Genomic DNA, 25,186 nt, shown 5'->3' on the forward strand with positions numbered 1-25,186 from the left:
GAATTCCTCTTTTCTTGGCGGATTGATCTTCTGGAGCTTAAGTCTTGCGTTTAGGTTCTCCGCCTCAGTCCTTATCATATTGCGGCAATTTAAACTGAAATTAAACAGGTTCCTTGAAAAGCTGTCTAGCGGCGGTTTACTGTACCATTGCTGCTGCTGCAGCGTAGTCCTCCGGTGTATTCATGTTGAATACAGGCGAGGGTGCTGAGGGATCAGCTGGTATAAACCCGGACTCCGGTACATACAGGACATCCAGCTTGTTAAGACAGTCCATGAACCTGTAATTTCCGGCAGCAAGCGCGGCCTCCAGTACCGGAACCACCCGCTTATGATACAGACCGAGCAGCGGCTGCACCCGGCCTTCGCGGGATACTGCTACTGCGGCATCTGCGCCGCTGCCTTGGTTAGAGCTGCCCGTATGTGTTTGAGCCTCCGTATGAGTGCCGAGGATATAACGCAGAAACTCTGCCGAAGCAAAAGGCAGATCGCAGGCTGCTATCAGATTCCACTCATGCTGCGTATGGCTTAGCGCCGCATGAAGTCCGGCCAGCGGCCCGCAGCCCGGGTAGACGTCCGCAACCTGCTGCAGCCCGAGGCCGCTATACTCCTGCCGCTGCCGGGGGCCGCAGGCAATGATTGTGCTGCCGGCCAGCTGACCCAGCTCGTCTGACAGCCGGGCAATGACGGGTCTGCCGCCAAGCTCCAGCAGCGCTTTATCTGTGCCCATCCGGCGCGAAGCTCCGCCGGTGAGTATAATTCCTGAATAGTGTGCCATATTATCCTCCTGTTGCGGGATGTAATAGGATAAGCGTAACAGACTTTACAATCTGAAAACAGCAGCCCTCCGCTAAAAACGCCGGCATGTACTCTTTTTAAGCTTGCAATTTGTAAAACTTGGTTTGTATCCCTTTTCAACTAATGTTACAGTGATATATGGGGCCTATCTTCTTGGTGCCTCCATGGAAGGCATGGCATCTGGCGGGAAAGGAGTGCCCAATTTGCGGGACAATAACAGTAAGCAGCCAACTTTTGCCTCTCTGAAATGGTTTAACTTTTTCGTATACGGGACAGTCGTTCTGTTCACCAGCTTTTTTCCGCTTTATCTGCAGGATGTCGGTATGAACAAGCTCGAAATCGGCAGCCTGATGTCTGTAGGCGCGCTGGTTTCCATCGTAGCCAATCCGTTCTGGGGAATCTGGACCGATAAGTACCAGAATATCCGGAGGATCGTCCTTGTTATGCTTACCGGGACGCTGGTGCTGTCGCAGCTTGTTTTTCAGGCCTATACATATGAAACGATCTATATTTTCATCCTTTTTTTCTATTTCTTTCAGGGACCGCTGTTTGCCCAGAGCAACACCATGATTCTCAGCTATATCGAGGATACCGGGCACCGCTTCAGCTCTTTCCGGCTGTGGGGATCGCTGGGCTGGGCATTTACGGCTATTTTGGCGGGTCCGGTGATTGAGTGGGCTGGCGTATCCGTGTTGTCTTACCTGTTTGCAGTACTGCTCGGCATGGCAATGCTCGCTCTGGTTGCGCTGCCGCGGCTGAATCACTCCATCGGGATTGCGCCGTTGCCGTTTAAGGGCTTCCGGCAGATTTTTTATAATCCGTTCTTTTTGTGCTTCATCCTTTTCGGCATCCTGGTGTCCATCCCCAATACGATGAATAACACCTTTGTGTCGCTGTATATAACGGAGCTGGGCGGCAGTAAAACCATGATCGGACTCGCCGTCTTCCTTTCCTCCATCCTCGAGATGGGCGTGCTGGTGCTGTGCGACCGTTTCCTGAAGCGCAAAATATCCGTGCTGCTGGGATTGCTGGCTGCGGTGAGCGCACTGTTCCTGATCCGCTGGGGCCTGATGGCTGAGGCGACAACCCCGGTTCAGGTAGCGCTGATCCAGATTCTGCACTGCATCACCTTCGGCGGCTTCTTCTATGTCGGCACCCAGCTGACGATGCTGCTGGTCCCTGCTCCGTTCCGTTCCTCGGGACAGGCTCTGTATACACTAGCCTGGAGCGGCATCGCCGGCATTCTGGGCGGCGTGCTTGGCGGCTGGCTGTACCAGAACCTGGGCGCGCAGAGCATGTACCAGTCCGGTGCGTTCCTCACCTTTATCGGAACCTGCGGCTTCGGCCTGATGGCGCTGTTCGTCATCCGCGGCGGCTACCGTCCTAATGATGAGGAGGAGCTGGAGGAGTTTTAGCATTGATGTAATGGATGTTCAACTTCCCCGGCTCGGAATGCCGATTCGTCATTGACGGTGCAAACCTAGGGATTTTATAATCGAAATAAAACGGACGAAGAACGTCCCGTACTCCAAGCTTATTGGGGTGCGGGACTTTTTTTATATTATTATATAGGGGAGATTTAAAAATGGGATTTGCTGAAGAGCATGAGAAATGGCTGAGCCGCCATAAGCGGAGGAGAACCGGCGAACGTCTGGATCGTCTGGAGCGGGGGCACGGGCATGGGGAGAAGTTATTTGCAGAGCGGGTATGGTGGCCGTTATTCGGGGATTTTACACATCTTCATCCAGAGTATGAGGTTTCCGATTGGCGCGGCCGTCCTTACTTTATTGACTATGTCTGGAAGCCGGGGCAGGTTAAGTTTGCGATTGAAATCAAGGGCTATGGCCCCCATGTACAGAACACCGACCGGACCAGATACCGCCAGGAGCTGAACAGGGAAACTTATCTGCAGATTGCAGGGTATCGTGTGGTTGCCGTGCCGTATGATGATCTGGAGTCTGCGCCGGAGTTGACTATATCATTATGTAAAACTTTATTATTCCCGTGTCTGCTGCAAAAATCCGCCGATAGGCTCAGCAAATATACAAAAGTGGAGCGGGAAATCCTGCAGATTGCAGCATGCTCGAACGGGATCATCCGGCCTGTTGATTTAGTAAATGGTCTCGCGGCTGATCCAAAAACGATCAAAAGGTACATCAATCAATTGTGTGAAAAAGGCAGGCTGAAGCCTGTCCCGGGCCCCAGCGGCAGCCGAATCCGAAAATATGAGTATATTCATAATATGCTGGACAATGATCTATGGTAGTAGTTAACGGGATTTTTCCCTCTATTCGTGCGCTCAGCAGGGTAGATCGGGCTTGTTAGTGGGATTTTTCCCTCTATTCGTGCACTCAGCAGGGTAGATCGGGTAGCGTCAAGAAGTTTGTGTAAGAAAGTGAAAAGTGGGTTCTCAGGTCTTTATTATTTCAATATGGGTGTTCTAGGGGCGGGGGAACCCCGGCCCTAGAACACGGGAATTAGGTTGCTTGCTACAGGTCTTCTAGCACCGGGTACCTGGCTTCAAACATAGCAGTCAGTTTCTTCCGGACTCCCGGATCGCCAAAGCCACGAGTGACTCGCTCGGCAAAACGGCTGTTGTACTCCATTATTTCAAGGTAAATAATTTTCTCTGCTGCGTCCATGTTCGTCAGACTGTTCATCGGCTTAAGACGCTTGCGGATTTCCTTGTTCATTCGTTCAATTGGATTCGAGGTGTAAATGGCCTCCTTTATGAGCGGAGGGTACTTGTAGAATGTCAGCAAGGTAGAGAATTGGTTCTCCCAAGACTGTAACTCTTTTGAATACAACTTGCCCCATTTCGCCTTCACCGTATCGAACGCAGCCAGTGCTAATTCATGGTCTACAGCTGTATACACTGTCTTCAAATCTTCAAAAAAATCGGTCTTGTGCTGAACCCGAATATTAGGAAAGGTTCCACGGATTTTGTGGACGACGCAGTGCTGCACATCCGCCTTGGGATAGGTTTCACGGAAGGCGGTATCTAGTCCTGGCAGCCCGTCAAATACACCCAGCAAGACTTCATGGACGCCGCGGCTGTACAGATCTTTAAGCACCTCACGCCAGCCGTTTGCGCTCTCCTGGCCGCCGACATAGAAGCCAAGGATCTGGCGCTGTCCATCTTCGTCGATTCCCATCGCGAAATAGACGACTTCACCACTCACGGTTCCGCGCTTCAGTTTGACGTATAAACCATCCAGATAGATGACCGAGTAACGTTTGTTTAGCGGCCGTTTCTGCCATTGCTGGATGTCTTCGAGTACAGTTGCTGTAATGTTGCTGACGGTGGTCGCAGAGTAGTGGCTGCCAAACATACTTTCAATGAAACGGGCTACATCCCGTGTGCCCATGCCTGCTTTGTACATTTGGATGACAGCCTCTTCTAGCCAACCGTCTCGTCTTTGGTACGGTTCAAACATCTGAGTCTGGAATAGGCCCTGACGGTCGCGGGGGACCTCTAGATCCTCCACATTGCCATACTTCGTGTGTAGATTTCGGGTGTAGTATCCGTTGCGGCTGTTGCGTGTACCGGCAGCTTCACTGGACATGAAGGCCCCAATTTCCGCACGCAGGATCGATTCCAAATTTTCTTTTACGAAGTCAGTGACAAGTTTTTCAAATAGATTATTCAGCATATTTTCGGGTACAATAGTCATTGAGTAGGGCTCCTTCTCGGTGGTGTGGTAATCCCGAGAATACCCTACTTTTTTGTTGCCTGCTAGGCTCCAAATCTTGGTACACAACTTATTTTACGCCATCGTAGATCGGGCTTGTTAGTGGGATTTCTCCCTCTATTCGTGCGCTCAGCAGGGTAGATCGGGCTTGTTAGCGGGATTTTTCCCTCTATTCGTGCACTCAGCAGGATAGATCAGGCCTGTTAGCGGGATTTTTCCCTCTATTCGTGCGCTCAGCAGGGCAGATTGGGCTTGTTAGCGGGATTTTTCCCTCTAAATTCGTGCCGGTAGCAGGCCGCTGACCCGAGCAGCTACTGTCACCAACCGCCAGCAGGAAACAAACAGGCCGCAAAAAAGGCTGCCCCCGTCAGCGTAAGACAACAGGGGCAGCCTTTTATAGTGCAGCCTTACTTCCCAGGCTGGAATGAGCTTTTCAGCGACACGACCAGGTTGAACACGAGGTGTTCAGGTGTCGAGTATTTGCTGTCCACGTTAAAGTAACCGTGGCGGAAGAACTGGAACTTGTCCTGCGGCACGCTGTCCTTCAGGCCCGGCTCGACGAAGCCCTGCAGAATCTGCAGCGAGTTCGGGTTGAGCTGATCGAGGAAGGTTGGCTCCGGCTTGTCGGCAGACACCTCAAGGCCTTCTACTTCTGCCTCAGCATCGGCTTCTTCAGCCGAGATCAGCGGCTCATACAGGCGGAACTCCGCCGGAACAGCCTGACCGGCATCGACCCAGTGCAGGGTGCCTTTGACTTTACGGCCGGTAAAGCCGCTGCCGCTTCTTGTCTCCGGGTCATAGGTACAATGCAGCTCCACAACCTCGCCGTTCTCGTCCTTAATGAAGTCATTGCATTTGATGAAGTAGGCGTTCTTCAGGCGAACTTCATTGCCCGGGAAGAGACGGAAGTACTTGTTCGGCGGCACTTCCATGAAGTCGTCGCGCTCAATGTAGATTTCACGGGAGAATGGAATCTGGCGGTTGCCCATCTCCGGATTCTCCACATTGTTCTCGATCTCAAAATACTCCGTCTGCCCTTCCGGATAATTCGTAATTACGACCTTCAGCGGCCGCAGTACGGACATGGTGCGCGGCACCGTCAGCTTCAGGTCCTCCCGGATGAAATGCTCCAGCATTTGCAGGTCAACAAGACCCTGGCTTTTGGAAATGCCAGTCTCATGTACAAAGCTACGGATCGCTTCCGGCGTATAGCCGCGGCGGCGCAGTCCGGAGATAGTCGGCATGCGCGGATCATCCCAGCCGTCCACATGGCCTTCATCCACCAGCAGCTTCAGCTTCCGTTTGCTGGTCACCGTCTGGGCCAGATTAAGCCGGCCGAATTCATACTGATGCGGCGCCGCCGGCATCTCGCATTCGGCAATAACCCAGTCATAGAACGGACGCTGGTCCTCGAACTCCAGGGAACACAGGGAGTGGGTCACAGATTCAATAGCATCCTCCAGCGGATGGGCAAAGGTATACATCGGATAAATACACCAGGCATCGCCTGTATTATGGTGATGGGTGTGCGAAATCCGGTAGATTACCGGGTCACGCAGGTTGATGTTAGGCGAGGCCATATCGATCTTGGCGCGCAGCACCTTCTCGCCGTCCTTGAACTCACCTGCACGCATGCGCCGGAACAGGTCCAGGCTCTCTTCGCTGCTGCGCTCACGGTACGGGCTGTTCTTGCCGGGTTCAGTCAGCGTGCCGCGAAGCTCGCGGATCTGGTCGGCGGACAGGTCGTCCACATAGGCTTTGCCCTTTTGGATCAGCAGCTCAGCACGCTCGTACATTTCTCCGAAATAGTCAGAGGCAAACCGCATCTCCTCCCACTCATAACCAAGCCACTTTACATCCTCTTTGATGGAGTTTACATATTCCGTATCTTCCTTCAGCGGATTGGTGTCGTCAAAGCGCAAGTTGGTTTTGCCGCCGAATTCATCAGCCAGTGTAAAGTTAATCCAGATCGCCTTGGCATGTCCGATATGTAAATAACCGTTCGGCTCCGGCGGAAAGCGGGTGACCACTTCTTTTACTTTACCCGAGCTCAAATCTTCGGTAATGATATTCTTGATGAAATTGGAGGGTGTTCCACGGTTCTCCACAGCTATCAACCTCTCGTTCTGTAATTTACGTCCTTGTATGAACATGTTTCCTATTAATATACCCGTTAACCGGAGAATGATCAATGAAATGGGTATGGGAGCCCTTTCTCCCGTGATGCTTTGACTTCACTCCGGGCGATAGAGTAGCATTGGAAGCATAAAGCTTTTACATTTTTTTCTGCCAGGCTGAAACGGACATGCGGTCCCAAACAAGACGGCAGCCGTTTCAGCGAAAAAAGTATGCGGGGAATATTTACTTTCTATTTTTATAAAAAGGGGGATTCATCGTTATGAAGCCAATGAAGCTGCCAAAAGAACAGCGCGATCTGATTACCGAAAATATCCGCAGCTACTTTGAAGCGGAACGCGGAGAGACGATCGGCCATCTCGCGGCGGACAGTCTGCTGGACTTTTTTCTCAAGGAGCTCGGTCCGGCTATTTACAACACTGCGCTAAGCGACTGCCGCACCCTGGCTGTGCAGCGGATGCAGTCGCTCGAAGAGGACATTTACGCCCTCGAGTGGAAAAAGCGTTAAGCACCATACCGGCCCCGTGCCGTGAGAGGAGACAGCAGCATGTTTAATTATGTCGTAGATGATGAGCTTGTACTGAAGCTGCTGATGCCGGAGCATGCCCGCCAGATGTTCGCGCTGGTTGAGCGCTCGCGGCTGCGGCTCAGACAATGGCTGCCATGGGTAGACGGGGTTGCCGAACAGGCCCATATCACCACCTTCATCAAAAATGCCGTCAAGCAGGGCAGCGACAACGGCGGCTTCACCGCCGGACTGTGGGTCCGCGGGGAGCTGGCCGGCATCATCGGGTACCACGAAATTGACTGGCTGAGCCGTTCGGTCGGCATCGGCTACTGGCTGGGCGAAGGCTATGAAGGCCATGGCTATATGACCAGCGCCTGCCGGGTATTTGTCGATTACGCCCTGCTGGAAATGGAGCTCAACCGGATCGAAATCCGCTGCGCCACCGGCAACACGGCCAGCCGGGCCATTCCGGAACGGCTGGGCTTTGTATTCGAAGGCGTGCTCCGCCAGTCCGAGAAGCTGCCCCACGGCTATGTAAACCACGCCGTATACGGCCTGCTCCGCAGCGAGTGGAAGCTGCTCGGCTAGTGCCTGGGCGGCCGCGGGTCACACCGCAGTCTACACTACATACACAAGCAAACAGCCTGGGGGCTTGGCCACCCAGGCTGTTTGCTGCTCCGGCAGCAGCTTCCGGCCGCTCCACTGCTGCTCCGGCAGCTTCCAACCGCTCCACCGCTGCTCCAGCAGCAGTTTTCCGCAGGACGCAGACTCATCCCCTCAGCTGCTACCCGCTCCACCGCTGCTCCGGCAGCAGCTTCCCGCATGCATGCCGTAGCTTCAGCCCCGGCTGTAGCCCTCTACCGGATGCAGCCCCTTCGGCTATCTGCTGAATCCAGCCGGTTCTATTCCCGCTCCAGCCATTTCCGGAAATCCTCACGGATTTCGTCGGTCAGCGTGCTTATCTCAGCCAGTTCTTCGAGATCAGACTTATCCTTCCGGCCGACCTCCATCGCTTTGAGCACCCGCCGGACGGTGTAATCCCCCTCACCGGTTTCCACTTTCACCACAGTGTCACCGGCGCCAACCGCGCCCTCGCGCAGTACGCGGAAATAAAAGCCGCTGTACCCGGTGGACAGCACCTTGGCCGGCATGTCGTTTGCACCATGCTTCTGTGAAAGCTTGAAGCACGGGAAGCGCGGCTGGCTGACCTGCAGCAGGGCTGTACCGATCTCGTACACATCGCCGATGCAGACCTCGGTTTCCAGCAGTCCGCTTACTGTAATATTCTCTCCAAAGGCGGAATACGCCAGCTTTTTGCCGAGGTGCTCCTCCCAAAAGGTATAATGCTCAATCGGGTAGACACAGACTGCCCTGTTGACTCCCCCATGATTGACGAGATCCGCCTGGCCGTCACCGTCGAAGCCCAAAGCGTGGAGCCGTACCGGCCCCTCCGCGGGCAGCTTGTAAATCCCTGTCTCCAGCGGCTTGCCGCGGTAATCTACCGTTACCGGCTTGCCTACATTAAGCGAAATGACTTCCATTCTGATTCCCTCCAGTCAGCATACAGCTCATAAACACTTCATCGACATAATGACCGCCCAGGTAAAATTCTTCCTTCAGCCGGCCTTCCTCCTGAAATCCGCATTTGCGGTAAAAAGCAAGCGCCGGCTCATTGCTCGACAGCACGCGCAGCCGCAGCTTCCGGATGCCGTTGTCTGCGGCATGCTGTTTGATCGCCTCAATCAGCCTGCTGCCGATTCCCTGGCGCTGAAACTGCGGATCGACTGCGATGTTCACCTCACAGACATGCCGGTTGCTCTCCATACCGCTCGGACAGCCAAAGCCCACATATCCGCACAGCTCGCCATGCTGCAGGGCGACAAGCTGTGAGCCCGGCGGTGCATGCAGCAGATAATCCTCACGGGAACGCCACATAAGCGGCCCCGGTGTCGTATCTTCTGTCCAGATCATATTGTCCAGGAGGATCAGCTCACGCACATCCCTGATTTCCGAGAGACGGATCGTAAGCGAGCCTTCGTTGATTTGTTGCATAACGCTCCACCCCTTGCCTTGCCTTTTATCTCCAGGTTCTATCTCCAGATTACCGGATACGCATCCAGTCAGCTTTATCCATTATACCGCATTTTGCTCCAAGTGACGGGATGAACGGTTAACGTAAGCGTGGATAATAAAAAATCCGACGGCCAGCACGGCCATTGCACAGGCAAGCCATCCGGTGGGCGCAAGCCCGCCCTGGTCGAACAGGCCGCCCATCAGGGCCGGTCCGATAACTCTGCCCGCCGCTCCGATTCCGCCGCTAAGCCCCATGTAGAACGGGGCGCTGCGTCCGGCGGTGTCCGCGATAAAGGCCGGAGTGGCCGGGGAGATCAGCATCTCACCAAGCGTTGCCAGAATCATCGCCAGCACAAGGCCGGGATAGCTTGGCATGAGCAGAATGACCGCGTATCCGCTCAGGTAAAACACAGCGCTTGCCGTCATCTGGGCATTGGACGTACCGGCGAACCAGCGTTTAATCAGACTTACGACCGGCTGCGCGACAAAGATCAGAATGCCGTTAAGCGTCCACAGGAAGCTGTAGAGGCTCTTGGACCAGCCTTCCGAAATAATAAACGGGGAAACGCCCGTGTTCCAGACAGAATTGCCGATCAGCAGGAACATCGATCCCAGCGACATGTACAGGTACAGACGTGTGTTGCCGGCCAGCTTCCAGGCTGACTGCTCCCGCGTCCGGTTTCTGTGCGGCACATGCTCGTACTCCGGCGCATTGGTGATTTTCCGCAGATAAATCAAGAAAAATACAGCAAATATGGCTGAGGTCAGCCCGTTCATCACAAAGCTTAGCATATAGGATATTTCGGCCAGGAAGCCGCTGAGGATCGTGCCGAGCGCTACCCCGATATTGTTCGCAACATAAATGATATTGAACAGCTCGCCCCTCCGCTCCGCAAAACGGAAGCCGACAAAGGCCTGAATCGCCGGCTGTGCCATGGAGTTAAACAGGCCTACCAGTCCCATAGCTACCATAAACAGATACCAGTTGGTGCTTGCTGCAGGCAGTGCAAACAAGGCGAGCGCGTTCATAGCCAGTGCGCCGACAATCAGGCGCTTGACGCCGAGCTTATGATAGAGTGAACCGCCCAGCAGCTGTCCGGCAATCCCTCCCAAGGACTGGATAGCGATCACGAATCCGGCTTCCTGCATACTGCGGCCGAGCTCCTCAAAAACATACATCGTCACGAGCGGCCACATAAGTGCGCTGCCGGTCGCATTGACGAGGCTTGCGATCAGAAATACTTTGACTTCTCTAGGATAGTCCTGCAAAAACTTCATGGCTTGTCTTTCATCCCCTGTTACTTATGTGTCATCAATCCATCCAGTATCATCCCAAAACAGGGTGAAGGGCAAGCTTTTACATTACCGCTTTATCGCGTTATTCAAATATAGAAATAATAAGACCATTTTGTCCCTGATCAGCTGCAACCTGGCTCGGCCAAGGGCTGCTCCCGTTTCTTAACTTCCACTGTAGCCGAGAAAAAGGTGGCCCCGCCGTCCATATCACTAAGCCGGTCGGGCGTGAGCACATTGATCCGCTGCTTTTTGCCTTTGCCGCCCCACCACAGCCCCTGGCTGATCACGGTGCCCGGCAGCATTTTGTCAGTAACCATGGCTGTAATCTCAACTCTGCCTCTGCCGTTATACACGGTGATTTCATCGCCGTGCGCGATGTCCCGGGCTGCCGCGTCCGCAGGATGAATCTGCAGGACAGGAGCCTTTTCCATCCGCTGATGCTTCTCCACATTGCCGAAGGTTGAGTTGAGGAAGTTATGATTCGGCGGAGAGATGAACATCAGCGGGTAGTCCGCTCCCTGCTCCGGACGCCGCACCCCGTCATAACCCTCCTTAACCGGAGTGTAGACCGGCAGCGGCGGCAGACCAGCAAGCTCCATCGCTTTCGAATAGAGCTCGATCTTGCCGGAAGGGGTCGGCAGCGTCTCCAGAAAGTGCGCCTTCGGCGACATATCCAGCTTAACGAAGCGCTCTGCCTTCAGCCGCTCAAGCGTCACCCCGTTCAAGTACGGGTTGTCCGGATAATCCAGCGCTTCCCGGATCATGTCCTCCTCCGGCTGGCCAAATATCTCCGGATCAAAGCCCATAGCCAGCCCCAGCAGCGAAAAGAGCTCGACATTGCTTTTACATTCACCCTGACGTTCCAGTACAGGCTCCTGCAGCTGCATATAATGATGCCAATATGAGCTGTACAAATCTGTATTTTCAAAAGTGGAGGTGGCCGGCAGCACAATATCCGCATACATCGCTGTGTCCGTCATAAACAGATCATGCACGACCGTGAACAGGTCCTCCCGCGCAAACCCCGCCTTCACCTTGTCGGCACTCGGCGCGACAACCAGCGGATTAGTACCATAGACGAATAAGCTCATAATCGGCTGCTCCTGCTGGGCCAGTGCCTCCCCGATCCGGTTCATGTTAATGCTGCGGGCCAGCGGATTACTGCGCAGATCATGCCGGGCCAGCGCCTGGGAATGAACAGAGCTATAGCCGCCGTTGGACCTGATCGCCCCGCCGCCCGGCTTCAGCCAGGCCCCGACCAGCGCAGGCAGGCAGGCAATACTGCGGACGTTCATTCCGCCGTTGTCATGATGCTGCAGCCCGTTGCCGATGTGGATATACGGCACCTTGGCTTCACCGTACAGCCTGGCCAGCTGCTCGATATCTGCTACAGTCACGCCGGTAATCTCTGATACCAGCTCGGGCGGATACCCCAGCACCTGTTCGCGCAGTTCCTCATGTCCAACCGTGTATTCTTGCAGAAAGGCTTCATCGGCCAGTCCGTCGCGGAACAGGATATGCATCAGTCCGAGCGCCAGTGCAGCATCCGTCCCCGGGTACAGCGGCAGGAACCAGTCTCCCCACTGTGCAGTGCGGTTGCGGTGCACATCAATAACTACCACCTTTGCCCCGCGCTTGCGGGCCTGCTCGGCAAAGACCACCTGATGCATATTGGTGCTTACAATATTGCCCCCCCAGACGACGATCAGATCGGCGTTCACCGTATCCTCCGGACTGGCTCCACCGTCGATCCCCATCGTGTACTTCCAGCCGGTTGTCCCGGCTGCATTACAGATTTTGGCGTCCAGGCGGCTTGCACCGAGCCTGTTAAAGAAGCGGCGGTCCATCCCGCCGACGCTGAGCATACCCATATTTCCGTAAAAGTAATAGGGCAGGATACTCTCCGGCCCGTAATCTTCAGACAGCTGCTTGTAACGTCCGGTGATTTCTGTAATCGCCTCGTCCCAGCTAATCTGCTCAAAGGCTCCGCTGCCTTTAGGGCCTGTGCGGCGCAGCGGGTGCATCAGCCGCTCGGGGTGATGTACCCTTGACGCCATGTTGCGCACCTTGTTGCAGATGGCCCCTTTTGTGACCGGATGTGCCGGATTTCCCTCGACTTTTACAATGTTACCGTTCTGCTTATGCACCAGCAGCCCGCAAGTGTCCGGACAGTCCAGCGGACATACCGCCGGAAAAACACCTTCACTGCTATACTTCAAAGCGGATGCCCTCCTTCCTAATTTACGCGTATAATCTGAAGCTTTTGATCATATAAACAGCCCGTCTGTCCATTGTAAAACGGGGGCTTCATCGCGTAAAGAAATTCACGGAAAACGGGTGATTCGAACTTATTATGTCCGGGTAATAGAGCATATGAAACACTCCCTATTTATTCGCCGTGAATCCGATTTCGTTCCCCCGAGTCGGATATGCACGGCGAATTTTGTTTTGTAAACCTTTAACTATGAAAAAAACACTCCCTGATGTCCGCTTCCCCTATCCATTACTAACGGACGTTGGCGGTCATACAAGGAGTGCCTATTACTATTCCTTCTATATAAATCTGTTCCAGGCAAGCTTCAGCTCACTGCTAAGCGTGCTTCTTCACTGCAGAGGCCGCTACACCTTCAACCGTCTGGACGGCTGCCGGCGTTTTGCGCAAGTAAGCCATGTAATAAGCCGCTGCTACAAAGACCGCCCCCCCGGTCAGGTTACCGAGCCACACCGGAACGAAGTTGTTGAAATAATCCAGCCAGGTAAAATGTCCTTCAAATATAGCAGCAGGGATCAGGAACATGTTAGCAACAACGTGCTGGAAGCCGATAGCAACAAACGCCATTGTCGGGAACCAGATCCCGAGAATCTTGCCGCTGAAATTATCCGCCCCGTAAGAGAGCCACACCGCCAGCGCTACCAGCCAGTTACAGCCGATCCCGGAGACAAAAGCCTGAACAAAGGTAACATCAATCTTATGCTCAGCCATACTGATCAGTTTCTCCAGATAGACGCCTTCAGCCGTCAGGCCGACTACATGACCGAAGAAATAAGCAACGAACAGGGCGCCTGCCAGGTTACTGAGCGTAATCAGCACCAGGTTCTTCATGAGTTCCCAGAACGAAATCTTTTTTGCCAAAAAAGCCAGCGGTACCGCCATCATATTCCCTGTCAGCAACTCCCCGCCAGCCAGCAGCACCATGATCAGCCCGACCGGGAAAACAGCCGCCCCGATAAAGTTGGCGATGGAGCCCCATTCTGCAGGTGCACCCGCAATGACACGAATATCCAGTAAAAATCCGAGCGAAATAAATGCTCCTCCCAGAAAACCGAGAATAAGTACGGCCGCAAGCGGGTTATGAGCCTTCTTGACTCCGTTCTCTACCGTTACCTCGGCAATCTGTTGCGGTTTGTTGTATGCCATGATTCCTATCCCCTTCGTAAAAATACTTAAAATTTGTTCCTTTATCTCATTGTAGCGTGATCCCAATCACATTTACGTGATAAATATCACCACAGGAAACGCTTCGTGAAAGTTTTCACTGACATGTCAAATTTAGCACAGCACAGGTATGGTGAATATAAAAAAAGGCACAATAACCGTTCACCCGTTTTTATGTATACAGCACAAAAAAACCGGAGCCAGGGCGGCTCCGGTCATCATCCTCATCTATAGGTTATACATTCACTGTCTCTTTACGCGGGGTTGTCTTAGGCAGGGCCTGAAGACCTGCTGTGTTCAGGAAGTTCCAAGGCTTGTTGTAATGCGGCTGGAAGAAGAAGTCGATAAAGGCCAGCTGATCAACAGTCATCCGGTTCTGGATGCAGACCGATACGGTATTGATCGACTGGGTCAGGTCCATTTTGGACATGATCTGCGCTCCGAGAATCCGGCGTGTGCCGCGGGCATAGACTACTTTCAGCTGTACCTGCTCCACAGTCGGCATGAATTCCGGACGGTAGTTGTCGGTGATCATCACACTTTCTACCTCAATGCCTTCCGCTTTAGCTGCTTCTTGGGTCAGGCCGGTGCCGGCAATGTTGTCTTCGTATATTTTGATGCCGGAAGTGCCCTGAGTGCCCATATAAGGAATGGTGTTCTCAACCAGATTGCGGGCAACCAGTGTACCCATGCGGACTGCGTTGGTAGCCAGCGGAATATAAGCATGCTGACCGGTCGGGTTGTAATGGATCGCACAGCTGTCACCGGCAGCGAATACGTCCGGCAGGCTGGTCTGCATATAATCATTGACCATAATCGCCCCGTTTGGCAGCATATCCACCTGGCCCTTGAGCAGCTCTGTATTCGGACGGAAGCCGATGCAGAGGATAACCAGATCCGTTTCATGTTCGCCTTTGCTCGTAACAACCTTGGTTACTTTGCCGTTCTCTCCAACAAATGAGCTTACCTTTTCGCCGAGGGCCAGCTTGATCCCGTGATCCTCAAGTGATTTTTGAATCGGAGCGGTAAACTCTTCATCCAGGTATTTGCTGAGAATGCGTTCTTCACCGTCAATCAGAGTTACCTCTTTTCCGTTCATCTGGAAGGCTTCAACCAGCTCTACCCCGATGTAGCCGGCACCGACAACGGTAATTCTTTTTACCTGCTCAGCCCGCTCAATAATGGTATTCGAGTGGTTATAGTTCTTGGAGAGCAGGATGCCGTCCAGGTTCATACCTTCGAGCTTAGGAATAATCGGCCAAGAGCCGGTAGTCATGATCAGCTTGTCATACGTATCGTTAAATTCCTCACCGGTTGCCAGGTTACGGGCACGCAGTGTTTTGGCGGCGGTATCTACATTAATCACTTCATGGCGCATCTTGGTGGTCACACCGAGCTCGGCAAGCTTTTCCGGCGATGAGTAGAACAGGCCTTGCGGGTCTTTGACTACTCCGCCTACATACAATGCAATGCCGCACGACAGGAATGAGATGTTATCGTTGCGTTCGTACACCGTAATCTCGGCATCCGGGTACAGCTGTGCGGTATTAACAATTGCGGCGGTTCCGGCATGGGTACATCCAATGACTGCTACTTTCATGATTTCTTCCTCCTCCAAATTGGAAAGCTTATTTAAGGTATAATGAATGTCATTTGTGATTAATTTCACTTTATACGTTGATTATATTGTGATTTTTCTCACATTACAAGTATAATTGTGATTTTTCTCACATTGTTCACAATTTGGATTGCCTCCTGATTTGTTACCTGCAGCCGGCATGGTCTCCGGTTATCTTATTTTCCCCAAGCAGGCAGAGTTTATGTCTCCGGCGGCAGGATGCGGCGATGTAAGGAATCCGGGGTGGATCCTATAGCGCCTATTTATTTTTACCCAAAAAAAATCCCTGATACCACAGCGGCAAGCCGCCGGGCACAGGGAGCCGTATTAAATTTTTTTCATTTAGACAGTCTATTCCAAGCCGTGCAGCACGCCATCCTCATCGACCAGCAGCCCCTCGGCAGCAGGCTTGGCCGGAAGTCCCGGCATCGTAACGATATTGCCCGTAATAACTACGGCAAAACCGGCGCCAAGCGACAGTGTAATATCCCGCACTCCCATCGTAAAGCCTTCCGGTGCACCTAACAGTCTCGGCTGGTCGGAGAAGGAGTACGGCGTTTTGGCCATGCATACCTGAAGCTGCTGCAGTCCAAGCTTCTCGATAACGGCCAGGCTGCGTTTAGCCGCCGGAGAGAAGGCTACTCCTGTGCCGCGGTAAATTTCGGTGACGATTTTATTGATTTTGGAAGGAATATCGAGCTGATCCTCATAGAGCGGCGCGAAGGTTGCTGCGGGCTCACGGTCAAGCAGCTTTTTGAGCTCTTCGGCCAGCTCCAGCCCGCCGGCTCCGCCCCCGGCCCACACCTTGGAAACGGCAGCAGGCACATCCAGACGGCCGCAGGCCTCCAGCACAGCGTTCACCTCATCAGGTGCGTCGCCCTCAAAATGATTCAGCGCGACCAGCACCGGAACGCCGAATTTGCCTAGATTCTCGATGTGGCGCTCCATGTTCGCCAGCCCCGAGAGCAGCGCCGCACGGTTGCCTTCATACAGCTCCTCCTTGCGGACGCCGCCGTTGTACTTCAGCGATTTTACAGTAACGACAAGTACAGCTGCATCCGGAGCAAGCCCGGCCTGGCGGCATTTAATGTCCATGAACTTTTCTGCTCCAAGGTCAGCCCCGAAGCCGGCTTCAGTGACTACCACATCCCCCAGCTTCAGCGCGTAACGGGTGCCGATTACACTGCTGCAGCCATGTGCGATGTTGGCAAAAGGCCCACCGTGAATAATGACCGGTGTTCCTTCCAGCGTCTGCACCAGATTGGGCTTCACCGCCTCCTTGAGCAGTGCAGTCATCGCTTCAACAGCTCCAATCTCCTTAGCTGTAACCGGCTGGCCCAGCATATCGTAGCCCACCAGCATCCGGCTCAGCCTCTTCTTCAGGTCGGCAAGGTCATCACATAAGCACAATACCGCCATAATTTCGGAAGCCGTCGTAATCTGGAAGCCGCTCTCCCGTACTGTCCCGTTACCGTCGCCGAGACCGGTCACAATGTTCCGCAGACTGCGGTCATTCATGTCCATTACACGTTTCCAGACAATGCGCTGCGGATCAAGGCCCAGGGCATTCCCCTGGAATATATGATTGTCAATCATCGCCGACAACAGGTTATGTGCGGAAGTTACGGCATGAATATCCCCTGTAAAATGCAGATTGATCTCGTCGGCCGGGACAATCTGAGCTTTGCCGCCGCCTGTTGCTCCGCCCTTCATACCGAGGCAGGGGCCGAGTGAAGGCTCCCGCAGCGCAGCTACTGTTTTTACGCCGGCTGCATTCAGCGCCTGGGACAGTCCGATCGTGGTCAGTGTTTTCCCTTCACCGGCGGGAGTAGGATTAATGGCGGTAACAAGCACCAGCTTGCCGTCCGGCCTGTGCTTTACCTCTTCCCAAAGGGAAGGAGCCAGCTTGCTTTTATATTTTCCGTACAGCTCCAGATGCTCCCCGCTGATTCCTGCTGCTGCTGCTACCTCTGTAATTAATCTCATAACTGTATAAAACCCTCCTGCCGTTATTATCCTGCTCAGCTTGCTCTTTATGTATGACGCGCGGTGATGTTTCCTTCTTCAAAGAATACATTGTCCGTGAAAAGCGTCAAGGAATATTTTCATAGTATACCCGCCGGCAGGGTCTGCACTCCATAGCAAAAAAGCCCTCCCGCAACCGGTAATCCCGGTCAGGGAGGGCTGGCTGAACATTTCATGGTAATTGCAGCTGCACCGTGCAGTTACAGCAGGGACTCAATAAGCTCCTTCATGGATTCCGGCGATTCCTTCGGCTCTACCCGTGCCGTCACGTTACCGCTGCGGTCAACCAGGAACTTGGTGAAATTCCACTGGATGTCGCTGCTGTCCGCCGTCCCCGGCTGCTGTCCCTTCAGATACTGGAACAAGGGGCTTGCGTCTGGGCCGTTAACATCGGTCTTGGCGAATACGGGAAACGTTACCCCGTAGTTAACCTGACAGAACTCTTCTGCTTCCTCACTCGTTCCCGGCTCCTGGCCGGCGAATTGGTTGCAGGGGAACCCGAGCACAACAAGCCCCTGGTCGCCGTATTGCTCATACAGCTTTTGAAGGTCCCCATACTGCGGAGTAAGCCCGCATTTGCTGGCTGTATTGGCAATCAGCAATACTTTGCCCTCGTAATCCTTGAGCGGCACTTCCTTACCCGCAGGGGTAACAGCGGCAAAACTATAGATCGACATTGGCTTTTCATCCTCTCGGCTGTTTGATTTAGTCAATGTCATCATACCTTATACTGCTGTGTGAATACAAAACAGGAGACAGATTACCGCCGGGCCAGCTTAACCAGCATATGGGCCAGCCGGTGCCGCTCCTCCTTGTTGCCGACTTTCCACAGCTCCTGCAGCAGCTTCTCCTCACTGTTGCGCGGCTCCTCGTGATCGGCCAGATAATCAGCGACTTTTTCCGCGGCCACTGCTAGCTGTTCCTCACCGAGCCCGATTTTCTGCGCCAGTTGAATGCGCTTACTTAAATAATTTTGGAAGCTTCCGAAATCCTCAAGAATCTGCTCCCGCTGCTGTGGAGCAATCCGCTCCAGGGCATCACCCACCCGGTTAATGCTGACATCCCCTTCCTTGCTGACCACGTGATTATGCTCAGACATCTCATCCGCCTCCCGATCTAAGTTAGTATGGTTTCCCAGTACTTAACCAGCCGTTTACAGGGTGAACCACTTGTCCTTTTAGAGCAGGGTAAGTCCGTGAAAGAGGGAATATCCGGGCATCCCAGCGAAAACGAAAATAAGTAGAAACGGCCACACGAGAATTAGAAGGATTATTGATAGCCTAGAACATACTTAAAAAGGCAGCCCCGGATACCGGGACCGCCTGCTTATTAGTTCGATACCGGAACGGCATCGTAGTATTCTTCCAGCGTAACGCCTCTGGCCACAATATCCTCAGCGATATCGATGCCTACATAACGGATATGCCACGGCTCGTATTTGTAGCCGGTAATCGACTGCTTACCTTCGGGATAACGGATAATAAAACCGTATTCTGCGGCATGGTCAGCCAGCCAGCCCGCTTCCTTGGTTCCTCCGAAGCAGCTCTCTGCGGCACATTTACCGTCACTGCCGGATACGTCAATCGCCAGCCCTGTCTGATGCTCGCTGTGGCCGGGAACGGCGCTGTAGGTACGGGCTTTCTCTTCGCCATCGCGTTTGACATAATTGTTAAACAGCGTGGTCTGCGTTTTCTCCGAACGGTAGGCGGACACGCCGGCAAGATGGACACCATCACTCTTCGCACCGGCAAACATCTTCTCCAGCGCTGCGGCCGCTGTCTTGCGCATCATCCGCTTCTCAATCTTCTCCGAGAAAATAAACGGGACATCCGGATAGACCAGATCCGCAGGCTTGTACCCTTCGGGCAGCTTGTACTGCTTATTAACCATGACCGTTACGCTGTCCGGCTCGGCGGCAGTAAGCTCGGCATCAGCGGACCCGCTGCCGCCGGATGGCTTAGCGGTTGCGGCCGGTTTAGTAGTTGGCTTAACGGTAGGCGCCGGCTCGGACGGCTTGACTGTTGGTGCTGCGGTAGGCTCGGCCGCTTCAGTCTGCTGCGGCGCAGCAGTGGCCTCCGGAGTAGCCACCGGCACAGCAGACGCCTCAGAGGATGCCTCAGGCTGGGCAACCGGCGGAGCCTGAAGCTCATTGCCTGCGCCTGCAGACGCCCCTTCTTCCTGTGAAGCCGAAGGCGACGAGGAAGTATATTTGCCGATTCCCCAGCCTATGGCGATTACGGCTATGAATAAGATAACGATTTTGACAGTTCTGGACATATGCTGCTTCCTCTCAAGTTGTTTTTTATGATGTTTAACCTGCTGACCTGCCGTGAAACTTTATTTTCAATTTTCATTATAGACAAGCTTTGCGTCCAAAATGTTTCAAAATGTTAAATTTAATGTAATCAATGAACGCTAGCAGGAGTGGAAATGAGTAAAGTAGTGCAGTTATTATGACAGCTTTCCCTCATAGGAGGGTAACCTAGCCGGCTTTGGGCGGAATCAAGGGCATAAGTGCCTTTGATTTGCTGCTCGGGCCGGCTTTGGGCGTAATTAAGGGCAGAAGTGCCTTTGATTCGGTGCTCGGGCCGGCTTTGGGCGAAATCAAGGGCAGAAGTGCCTTTGATTCCGCGCTCGGGCCGGCTTTGAGCGGAATCAAGGGCAGAAGTGCCTTTGATTCGGCGCTCGGGCCGGCTTTGGGCGGAATCAAGGGCAGAAGTGCCTTTGATTCGGCGCTCGGGCCGGCTTTGAGGGGAATCAAGGGCAGAAGTGCCTTTGATTCCGCGCTCGGGCCGGCTTTCGGCGGAATCAAGGGCAGAAGTGCCTTTGATTCCGCGCTCGGGCCGGCTTTGAGCGGAATCAAGGGCAGAAGTGCCTTTGATTCCGCGCTCGGGCCGGCTTTGAGCGGAATCAAGGGCAGAAGTGCCTTTGATTCCGCGCCCGGCCGTGTTAGGCTGGATCGCCGAAAAAAAATGTTACCACAGGAACGGCAGCCTATTGTGCTGGCCACCGCCTATGGTAACAGGTTTCGATCTTATTCAGGCGCCTTTATCTGGAGGAGCCGCGTCCGCCGCGTGAGCCGCCGGAACCGCTGCCGCGCCCGCCGCGCGATCCGCCGCCGCTGCTCCGTCCGCCAGCACTGTAGCCGCCTTTACCGCCCTTGGCGCTGCCTTGGCTGTAGCTGCCGTAACTGCCTTTGCCGCCCTTTGCACCGCCGGCATTGCTGCCGCTGCGTGAGCCGCCCGCGCCGCTGCCGCCGCGGGAGCCGCCGCCCTTGGCCGGCGGCGAAGCGCTCCATGCGCCCGCTTCATTGCTGCGGGCGACGTTCGCTCTGTGTTTCGGGCTGGCCTTAGCCCCGCCCGGGTTATAGCCCTCGCCGGAGCCGGCGCCCTTGGAGGCTCCGTAGCTGAAGCCACCGGCATCCGCACCGCGCGATACGTTGGTGCTGTAGCCGCTGCTTGGGCCGCCCTTGGAACCGGCGGCCCCTCTGCCGCCGCGCTTGCCGGCGGCGTTCACTCCGGCTGCAGAATCTGCAGCCGCATTGCTGCGGGCGTCGAAGCTGCCGTAGCCGCCGCCCGGTCTTGGCTTCGCCGCGCTGCGGCCGGCGGAGTCTCCGCCTCTGCGCGCTGCTGCGTCGTAGGCGCTGCGCTTGCCCGCGGACGTTTCGCTGCGTCCGCGGCCTTCTGCAGGCGCGTCCCAGCCGCCTGCTTCTTTACCGCGTGCGCGTCCGCCCTGGCGCGCACCGGCTTCCGCACGCGGCGCTCCGCCGCTGCGTCCCTGGCTGCGCCCGCCGCGGCCGGCACGGGCCGGCTCAGGCGCACCGCTGCGGCGGCCGCCCCGCGGGGAGCCGCCGCCCTGCACGGAGGTGAATTCGCCGACACCGAATTCATCCTTCTCATAGCGGCGGCGGTCCAGCCGCTGGGAAGTCCCGTGCTCGATCAGATCGAGCAGGTTGTATTCACGCGGCGAGGCGAAGGTAATCGCCAGGCCTTTGCCGCCGGCCCGGCCGGTCCGGCCGATCCGGTGGATATAGCTGTCCGCATCCAGCGGCAGGTCATAGTTGAAGATATGGGTAACCCCTTCAACGTCGAGTCCGCGGGCGGCAACGTCCGTAGCAACCAGCAGCTGCAGCTTCGCATCGCGGAACCGCTTCATGACCGCCTCACGCTTGGCCTGGGACAGGTCGCCGTGCAGCTCGTCGCAGTCATAGCCTGCAGCCTGCAGTGCTTCGTTCAGCTTTGACACCCGGCGCTTGGTCCGGCAGAAAATAATCGCCAGATAAGGACGGTCCCGTTCAATCAGCGCCTGCAGCGCCTCTTCCTTATTGCGGTCCGAGACCTCTACAACCTGCTGGCGGATATTCTCCAGCGGAATGGAAGATCCGCTCTTGATAATGATATCCAGCGGCTCTTTCATATAATTCGCAGCCAGACGCTTGATCGCGTCCGGCATCGTTGCCGAGAACAGCATCGTCTGGCGGCGGTAAGGAACGGCTGTAATGATGGTTTCCACGTCCTCCAGGAAGCCCATGTGCAGCATCTGGTCTGCTTCATCGAGCACGAGCATTTTCACGCCGCCCAGATCCAGGGTTTCGCGGCGCAGATGGTCAAGCAGCCGGCCCGGAGTACCGATAATCAGGTGCCGGCCGCCTTCCAGCTTGCGCAGCTGCTTCTCGACATCCTGTCCGCCGTAGACGGCCAGGATCTTCACGCCTGTATGACGGGCAAGCTTACGCGCCTCTTCCGTAATCTGCAGTGCCAGCTCACGCGTCGGCGCAAGAATCAGGGCTTGCGGATAAGCCGCTTCTACCCGGATCTTGTCCATAATCGGCAGCAAAAAAGCCAGCGTCTTTCCCGTTCCCGTCTTCGCTCTGGCGATAACATCCAGTCCCTGCACCAGCGGCGGAATCGCTTCCTCCTGCACCGGCGTCGGTTTAACGATGCCTTGTCCTTTCAGCAAATCACTCAATACTTCTGAAACGCCCAACCCTTTAAATCCCGGCAATTGCTCCACCTCACTAATTTCATTAATTTGTCCTGTTACATAACTTATTGGCATCCATGTCCGGAGTAATGTACGATCGATTTCCCTTTAAGGGACAAATAAAAGCGGAAGAACCCGCCTTCCCGGGTCCTTCCGTCCCATATGCCGCCTTGTACCCAGCAGAAGTGCGGTCAAAGTACGGTATCTGGGGCAGCAGCGATCCACCGGACATTGATGACGGCATTCCTTTTGCGTTCCATTACACTCTATACAATAGTCTGTCCGGCAAGCAGCTCCCGGAAACATTATGCCAAGTAAAAACGGCTTTGCCCGTCCTGAACAGGACGGCATCCGTTTCTGCGCGAAATATAAGGATAATTTATAGTGTAAAACATATACATTCTTATATTTTTAGAAAGTTATCCTACTTATTGTACTTGATCTTGGCGTCTTTGTGTAAATTGCTTGAAAATAATAATTTGACCCTGCGGCCGTTAGAACCGTCCCGACTTGAAAATCGACAGCAGCAGCCAGATCACCATCAGCAGCGCGATGACAGCACCGATCTCGACCGTGGGAAAATCCCACAGCAGCGACGGCGTGCCGCGCAGGGAAGAGCCGATAATCAGGCCGGCCATAATGATGCTGAAGGCCAGCAGCACAATACTGAAGGACAGCCGGTTGCCTACCCGGCTGAATTTGTGCTCCATATCTTTCAGCTCCGGCAGGCCCACCTCAACCTTCAGCTTGCCGCTGCTGATCAGCGCCGACAGCTGGCGGGCCTGCGCAGGCAGCTCAACCAGGCTCTCGGCCAGATCGGCTATGCCTTCCAGCACCTTGCGCTGCACCCGGCTGCCGCTGAAGCGCTGCTTCACCAGCTGCCTGCCAAAAGGCTCCGCCATCTGTACGATGCTGAAGGACGGGTCCAGGTTGGCCACCACACCCTCCAGGGTCAGCATCGTTTTGCCGAGCATCGCCAGATCAGGCGGAATGACCAGCCTATGTTTTCTGGCGATACCGAACAGATCGTTCAGTGCCTTGCCGATGCTGACCTGGTTAAACGGAATGTCGTAATAAGACTCCCGCAGCCGGTCCATATCATCACGCAGGGCTACGCGGTCGGCATCCTCCGGGATGACTCCCAGACGCAGAATGGCCCGGACCATCGAATCGGTATTCCTGCGCATCAGCGCGATGATCAGTGCGGACAGGCCGTCCTTCATTTCTTCACTGAGCCGCCCGACCATACCGAAATCAATGAGGGCCAGCTTGCCGTTGTCCAGCAGCATCACGTTGCCGGGATGGGGATCGGCATGAAAGAAGCCATGGATAAAAATCTGATCCAGCATCATTTCAACCAGCTGCTGGGCAACGGTCTTCAGCTTAAGCCCGCGCGTAAGCAGTTCCTCCCGGCGGTTCAGCGTAATGCCGCTGACGTATTCCATCGTCAGGACTCTGGCTGAGCTGTAGTCCCAGTAGATTGCCGGAACAACCACTTTAGCCTTGGCCTGATCCGGCTGCTGGCCGGCAATACGCTCAGCGTTGCGTCCCTCCTGGGCATAGTCCAGCTCGGCCAGCAGGGAGCGCGAGAATTCCTCGGTCATCCGGGCCAGCCCGTACTGCCTGGCCCAGTCGAGTTTTTTCTCGGCCAGGATGCTTAGATCCTGCAGAATTTCAAGGTCGCGGTGCATCGTGCGTGTGACACCGGGACGCTGTATTTTGACCGCCACGCTCCGGCCCCCATGCAGCACAGCCCGGTGCACCTGGCCGATCGAGGCCGCCGCGAGCGGCGTATCTTCAAAGGCTTCAAATATATCATGCAGCGGCTGGTCCAGCTCCTGTTCCACAATGCTGCGCGCAGTCTCCGCCGGAAACGGCGGCACGCTGTCCTGCAGCTTGACCAGCTCGGCAACAATGGACTCGGGCAGCAGATCTGAACGGGTGCTGGCAAGCTGGCCCAGCTTTACAAAGGTAGGTCCCAGATCCTCCAGCACCAGCCGGATGCGTTCCCCGAGGGTAAGTGCGGCATGTGTCTCATGCTTGATGATCCGGCGCGGCAGGGACAGCAAATGGTAAAGCCCCAGTTCCTCCACCATATAGCCGAAGCCATGACGCATAAGCGCCATGGCAATGGTCCGGTACCGTCCGGCGTGTCTGATTCGTACTGCCATTTAATCCGTACGCGTATCCGTAATAATATCTTCCTGGGAACCGGCGGAACCGGAATCCGGGACAGTAGCTGCGGAGCCGCCTTCCAGCTCGGCTACCCGGCGCTCAAGCACAGCAATGCGTGCCTCCAGCTCAGCGATATCGCTCTGCACAGGCACCTTCAAATCCTTCAGTACCTTCTGAACCTGCTCCTGTACTGCGGTCTTGAATGCGCCGCGTTCTTCATCGCCGCGCTCCACCAGCCGGTCAATCAGCGCTTTCGACTCCGAAGGAGCGAGCTCTCCGCGTTTTACCAGCTCATCTACTGCCTTCTCGACTTTCTCTTTGCTGACTATGGTGAGGCCTACTCCTAATGATATTGCTTTCTTGAACAAATCACTCATCGCTTTTTCCTCCCAAGGATTGCAGTTATGGATAAAGTATACCCCTTGACGGCCTAATTCACAAAATTTGGG

21 protein-coding genes are annotated in these 25,186 nt (G+C 54.8%); 4 read left to right on the forward strand and 17 right to left on the reverse strand.

Going from position 1 to position 25,186, the window contains the following annotated elements; genetic code table 11:
- Positions 1-136: 136 nt before the first annotated feature.
- Positions 137-775, reverse strand: coding sequence for a molybdenum cofactor guanylyltransferase (locus NST84_RS28565; protein WP_342563385.1), 639 nt, complete (start codon positions 773-775; stop codon positions 137-139).
- Between the two features lie 214 nt (positions 776-989).
- On the opposite strand from NST84_RS28565, the gene NST84_RS28570 reads away from it, so the two are divergent.
- Both NST84_RS28570 and NST84_RS28575 read left to right on the forward strand, forming a co-directional pair.
- Positions 990-2,210, forward strand: coding sequence for an MFS transporter (locus NST84_RS28570; protein WP_342563386.1), 1,221 nt, complete (start codon positions 990-992; stop codon positions 2,208-2,210).
- Between the two features lie 170 nt (positions 2,211-2,380).
- On the forward strand, positions 2,381-3,061 hold the full coding sequence (locus NST84_RS28575; RefSeq protein WP_342563387.1) for a hypothetical protein: 681 nt from the start codon (positions 2,381-2,383) through the stop codon (positions 3,059-3,061).
- Between the two features lie 223 nt (positions 3,062-3,284).
- Here the strand turns inward: NST84_RS28575 and NST84_RS28580 are convergent, their stop codons facing one another.
- Together NST84_RS28580 and NST84_RS28585 are read right to left on the reverse strand one after the other, a co-directional pair.
- On the reverse strand, positions 3,285-4,469 hold the full coding sequence (locus NST84_RS28580; protein WP_342561696.1) for an IS256 family transposase: 1,185 nt from the start codon (positions 4,467-4,469) through the stop codon (positions 3,285-3,287).
- Between the two features lie 425 nt (positions 4,470-4,894).
- Positions 4,895-6,640 (reverse strand): glutamine--tRNA ligase/YqeY domain fusion protein, encoded by a 1,746-nt coding sequence (locus NST84_RS28585; RefSeq protein ID WP_342563388.1) that lies wholly within the window; start codon positions 6,638-6,640, stop codon positions 4,895-4,897.
- Between the two features lie 245 nt (positions 6,641-6,885).
- Between NST84_RS28585 and NST84_RS28590 the strand changes: the two genes are divergently transcribed.
- Entirely contained in the window at positions 6,886-7,131 is a 246-nt protein-coding gene (locus NST84_RS28590; protein WP_342563389.1) for a DUF2164 domain-containing protein, read from the forward strand.
- Between the two features lie 39 nt (positions 7,132-7,170).
- Complete coding sequence (locus tag NST84_RS28595) at positions 7,171-7,719, forward strand: GNAT family protein (protein ID WP_342563390.1); 549 nt, start codon at positions 7,171-7,173, stop codon at positions 7,717-7,719.
- A 314-nt stretch (positions 7,720-8,033) separates the two neighbouring features.
- Here NST84_RS28595 and NST84_RS28600 read toward each other — a convergent pair whose 3' ends face one another.
- The 14 genes from NST84_RS28600 to NST84_RS28665 form a co-directional block, all read right to left on the reverse strand.
- Positions 8,034-8,672 (reverse strand): MOSC domain-containing protein, encoded by a 639-nt coding sequence (locus NST84_RS28600; RefSeq protein WP_342563391.1) that lies wholly within the window; start codon positions 8,670-8,672, stop codon positions 8,034-8,036.
- Positions 8,653-9,183, reverse strand: a complete 531-nt coding sequence (locus NST84_RS28605) for a GNAT family N-acetyltransferase (RefSeq protein ID WP_342563392.1) — start codon at positions 9,181-9,183, stop codon at positions 8,653-8,655. Before NST84_RS28605 ends, NST84_RS28600 begins: the two co-directional genes overlap by 20 nt.
- An 81-nt stretch (positions 9,184-9,264) precedes the next feature.
- Complete coding sequence (locus NST84_RS28610; protein WP_342563393.1) at positions 9,265-10,482, reverse strand: MFS transporter; 1,218 nt, start codon at positions 10,480-10,482, stop codon at positions 9,265-9,267.
- A 140-nt stretch (positions 10,483-10,622) separates the two neighbouring features.
- Complete coding sequence (locus NST84_RS28615; RefSeq protein ID WP_342563394.1) at positions 10,623-12,719, reverse strand: molybdopterin oxidoreductase family protein; 2,097 nt, start codon at positions 12,717-12,719, stop codon at positions 10,623-10,625.
- Positions 12,720-13,090: 371 nt separating this feature from the next.
- Entirely contained in the window at positions 13,091-13,918 is an 828-nt protein-coding gene (locus tag NST84_RS28620; protein ID WP_342563395.1) for a formate/nitrite transporter family protein, read from the reverse strand.
- A 253-nt stretch (positions 13,919-14,171) separates the two neighbouring features.
- Positions 14,172-15,536, reverse strand: a complete 1,365-nt coding sequence (locus NST84_RS28625) for an FAD-dependent oxidoreductase (protein WP_342563396.1) — start codon at positions 15,534-15,536, stop codon at positions 14,172-14,174.
- Between the two features lie 369 nt (positions 15,537-15,905).
- Positions 15,906-17,540, reverse strand: coding sequence for a formate--tetrahydrofolate ligase (locus tag NST84_RS28630; protein ID WP_342563397.1), 1,635 nt, complete (start codon positions 17,538-17,540; stop codon positions 15,906-15,908).
- A gap of 239 nt (positions 17,541-17,779) precedes the next feature.
- Positions 17,780-18,256, reverse strand: a complete 477-nt coding sequence (locus NST84_RS28635; RefSeq protein ID WP_342563398.1) for a glutathione peroxidase — start codon at positions 18,254-18,256, stop codon at positions 17,780-17,782.
- 83 nt (positions 18,257-18,339) lie between these two features.
- Complete coding sequence (locus NST84_RS28640) at positions 18,340-18,678, reverse strand: DUF3243 domain-containing protein (protein WP_342563399.1); 339 nt, start codon at positions 18,676-18,678, stop codon at positions 18,340-18,342.
- Positions 18,679-18,908: 230 nt separating this feature from the next.
- Positions 18,909-19,856 (reverse strand): D-alanyl-D-alanine carboxypeptidase family protein, encoded by a 948-nt coding sequence (locus NST84_RS28645; protein WP_342563400.1) that lies wholly within the window; start codon positions 19,854-19,856, stop codon positions 18,909-18,911.
- Positions 19,857-20,061: 205 nt separating this feature from the next.
- Positions 20,062-20,493, reverse strand: a complete 432-nt coding sequence (locus tag NST84_RS28650) for a hypothetical protein (protein WP_342563401.1) — start codon at positions 20,491-20,493, stop codon at positions 20,062-20,064.
- A gap of 134 nt (positions 20,494-20,627) precedes the next feature.
- On the reverse strand, positions 20,628-22,637 hold the full coding sequence (locus NST84_RS28655; protein WP_342563402.1) for a DEAD/DEAH box helicase: 2,010 nt from the start codon (positions 22,635-22,637) through the stop codon (positions 20,628-20,630).
- A 419-nt stretch (positions 22,638-23,056) separates the two neighbouring features.
- The gene (locus NST84_RS28660; RefSeq protein WP_342563403.1) at positions 23,057-24,733 is read right to left on the reverse strand and encodes an AarF/UbiB family protein; all 1,677 of its coding nucleotides are present in this window, start codon (positions 24,731-24,733) and stop codon (positions 23,057-23,059) included.
- The gene (locus tag NST84_RS28665; protein WP_342563404.1) at positions 24,734-25,114 is read right to left on the reverse strand and encodes a polyhydroxyalkanoate synthesis regulator; all 381 of its coding nucleotides are present in this window, start codon (positions 25,112-25,114) and stop codon (positions 24,734-24,736) included.
- Positions 25,115-25,186: the final 72 nt, after the last annotated feature.

The organism is Paenibacillus sp. FSL R7-0345, assembly GCF_038595055.1.
Lineage (GTDB): Bacteria > Bacillota > Bacilli > Paenibacillales > Paenibacillaceae > Paenibacillus_AQ.

Coding starts and splice junctions, on each gene's coding strand:
- NST84_RS28595 (WP_342563390.1), top strand. CDS start 7,171: ATGTTTAATTATGTCGTAGATGATGAGCTTGTACTGAAGCTGCTGATG.
- NST84_RS28565 (WP_342563385.1), bottom strand. CDS start 775: ATGGCACACTATTCAGGAATTATACTCACCGGCGGAGCTTCGCGCCGG.
- NST84_RS28605 (WP_342563392.1), bottom strand. CDS start 9,183: ATGCAACAAATCAACGAAGGCTCGCTTACGATCCGTCTCTCGGAAATC.
- NST84_RS28600 (WP_342563391.1), bottom strand. CDS start 8,672: ATGGAAGTCATTTCGCTTAATGTAGGCAAGCCGGTAACGGTAGATTAC.
- NST84_RS28655 (WP_342563402.1), bottom strand. CDS start 22,637: ATGCCAATAAGTTATGTAACAGGACAAATTAATGAAATTAGTGAGGTG.
- NST84_RS28585 (WP_342563388.1), bottom strand. CDS start 6,640: ATGTTCATACAAGGACGTAAATTACAGAACGAGAGGTTGATAGCTGTG.
- NST84_RS28580 (WP_342561696.1), bottom strand. CDS start 4,469: ATGACTATTGTACCCGAAAATATGCTGAATAATCTATTTGAAAAACTT.
- NST84_RS28630 (WP_342563397.1), bottom strand. CDS start 17,540: ATGAGATTAATTACAGAGGTAGCAGCAGCAGCAGGAATCAGCGGGGAG.
- NST84_RS28660 (WP_342563403.1), bottom strand. CDS start 24,733: ATGGCAGTACGAATCAGACACGCCGGACGGTACCGGACCATTGCCATG.
- NST84_RS28645 (WP_342563400.1), bottom strand. CDS start 19,856: ATGTCCAGAACTGTCAAAATCGTTATCTTATTCATAGCCGTAATCGCC.
- NST84_RS28620 (WP_342563395.1), bottom strand. CDS start 13,918: ATGGCATACAACAAACCGCAACAGATTGCCGAGGTAACGGTAGAGAAC.
- NST84_RS28610 (WP_342563393.1), bottom strand. CDS start 10,482: ATGAAGTTTTTGCAGGACTATCCTAGAGAAGTCAAAGTATTTCTGATC.
- NST84_RS28625 (WP_342563396.1), bottom strand. CDS start 15,536: ATGAAAGTAGCAGTCATTGGATGTACCCATGCCGGAACCGCCGCAATT.
- NST84_RS28590 (WP_342563389.1), top strand. CDS start 6,886: ATGAAGCCAATGAAGCTGCCAAAAGAACAGCGCGATCTGATTACCGAA.
- NST84_RS28575 (WP_342563387.1), top strand. CDS start 2,381: ATGGGATTTGCTGAAGAGCATGAGAAATGGCTGAGCCGCCATAAGCGG.
- NST84_RS28640 (WP_342563399.1), bottom strand. CDS start 18,678: ATGTCTGAGCATAATCACGTGGTCAGCAAGGAAGGGGATGTCAGCATT.
- NST84_RS28665 (WP_342563404.1), bottom strand. CDS start 25,114: ATGAGTGATTTGTTCAAGAAAGCAATATCATTAGGAGTAGGCCTCACC.
- NST84_RS28635 (WP_342563398.1), bottom strand. CDS start 18,256: ATGTCGATCTATAGTTTTGCCGCTGTTACCCCTGCGGGTAAGGAAGTG.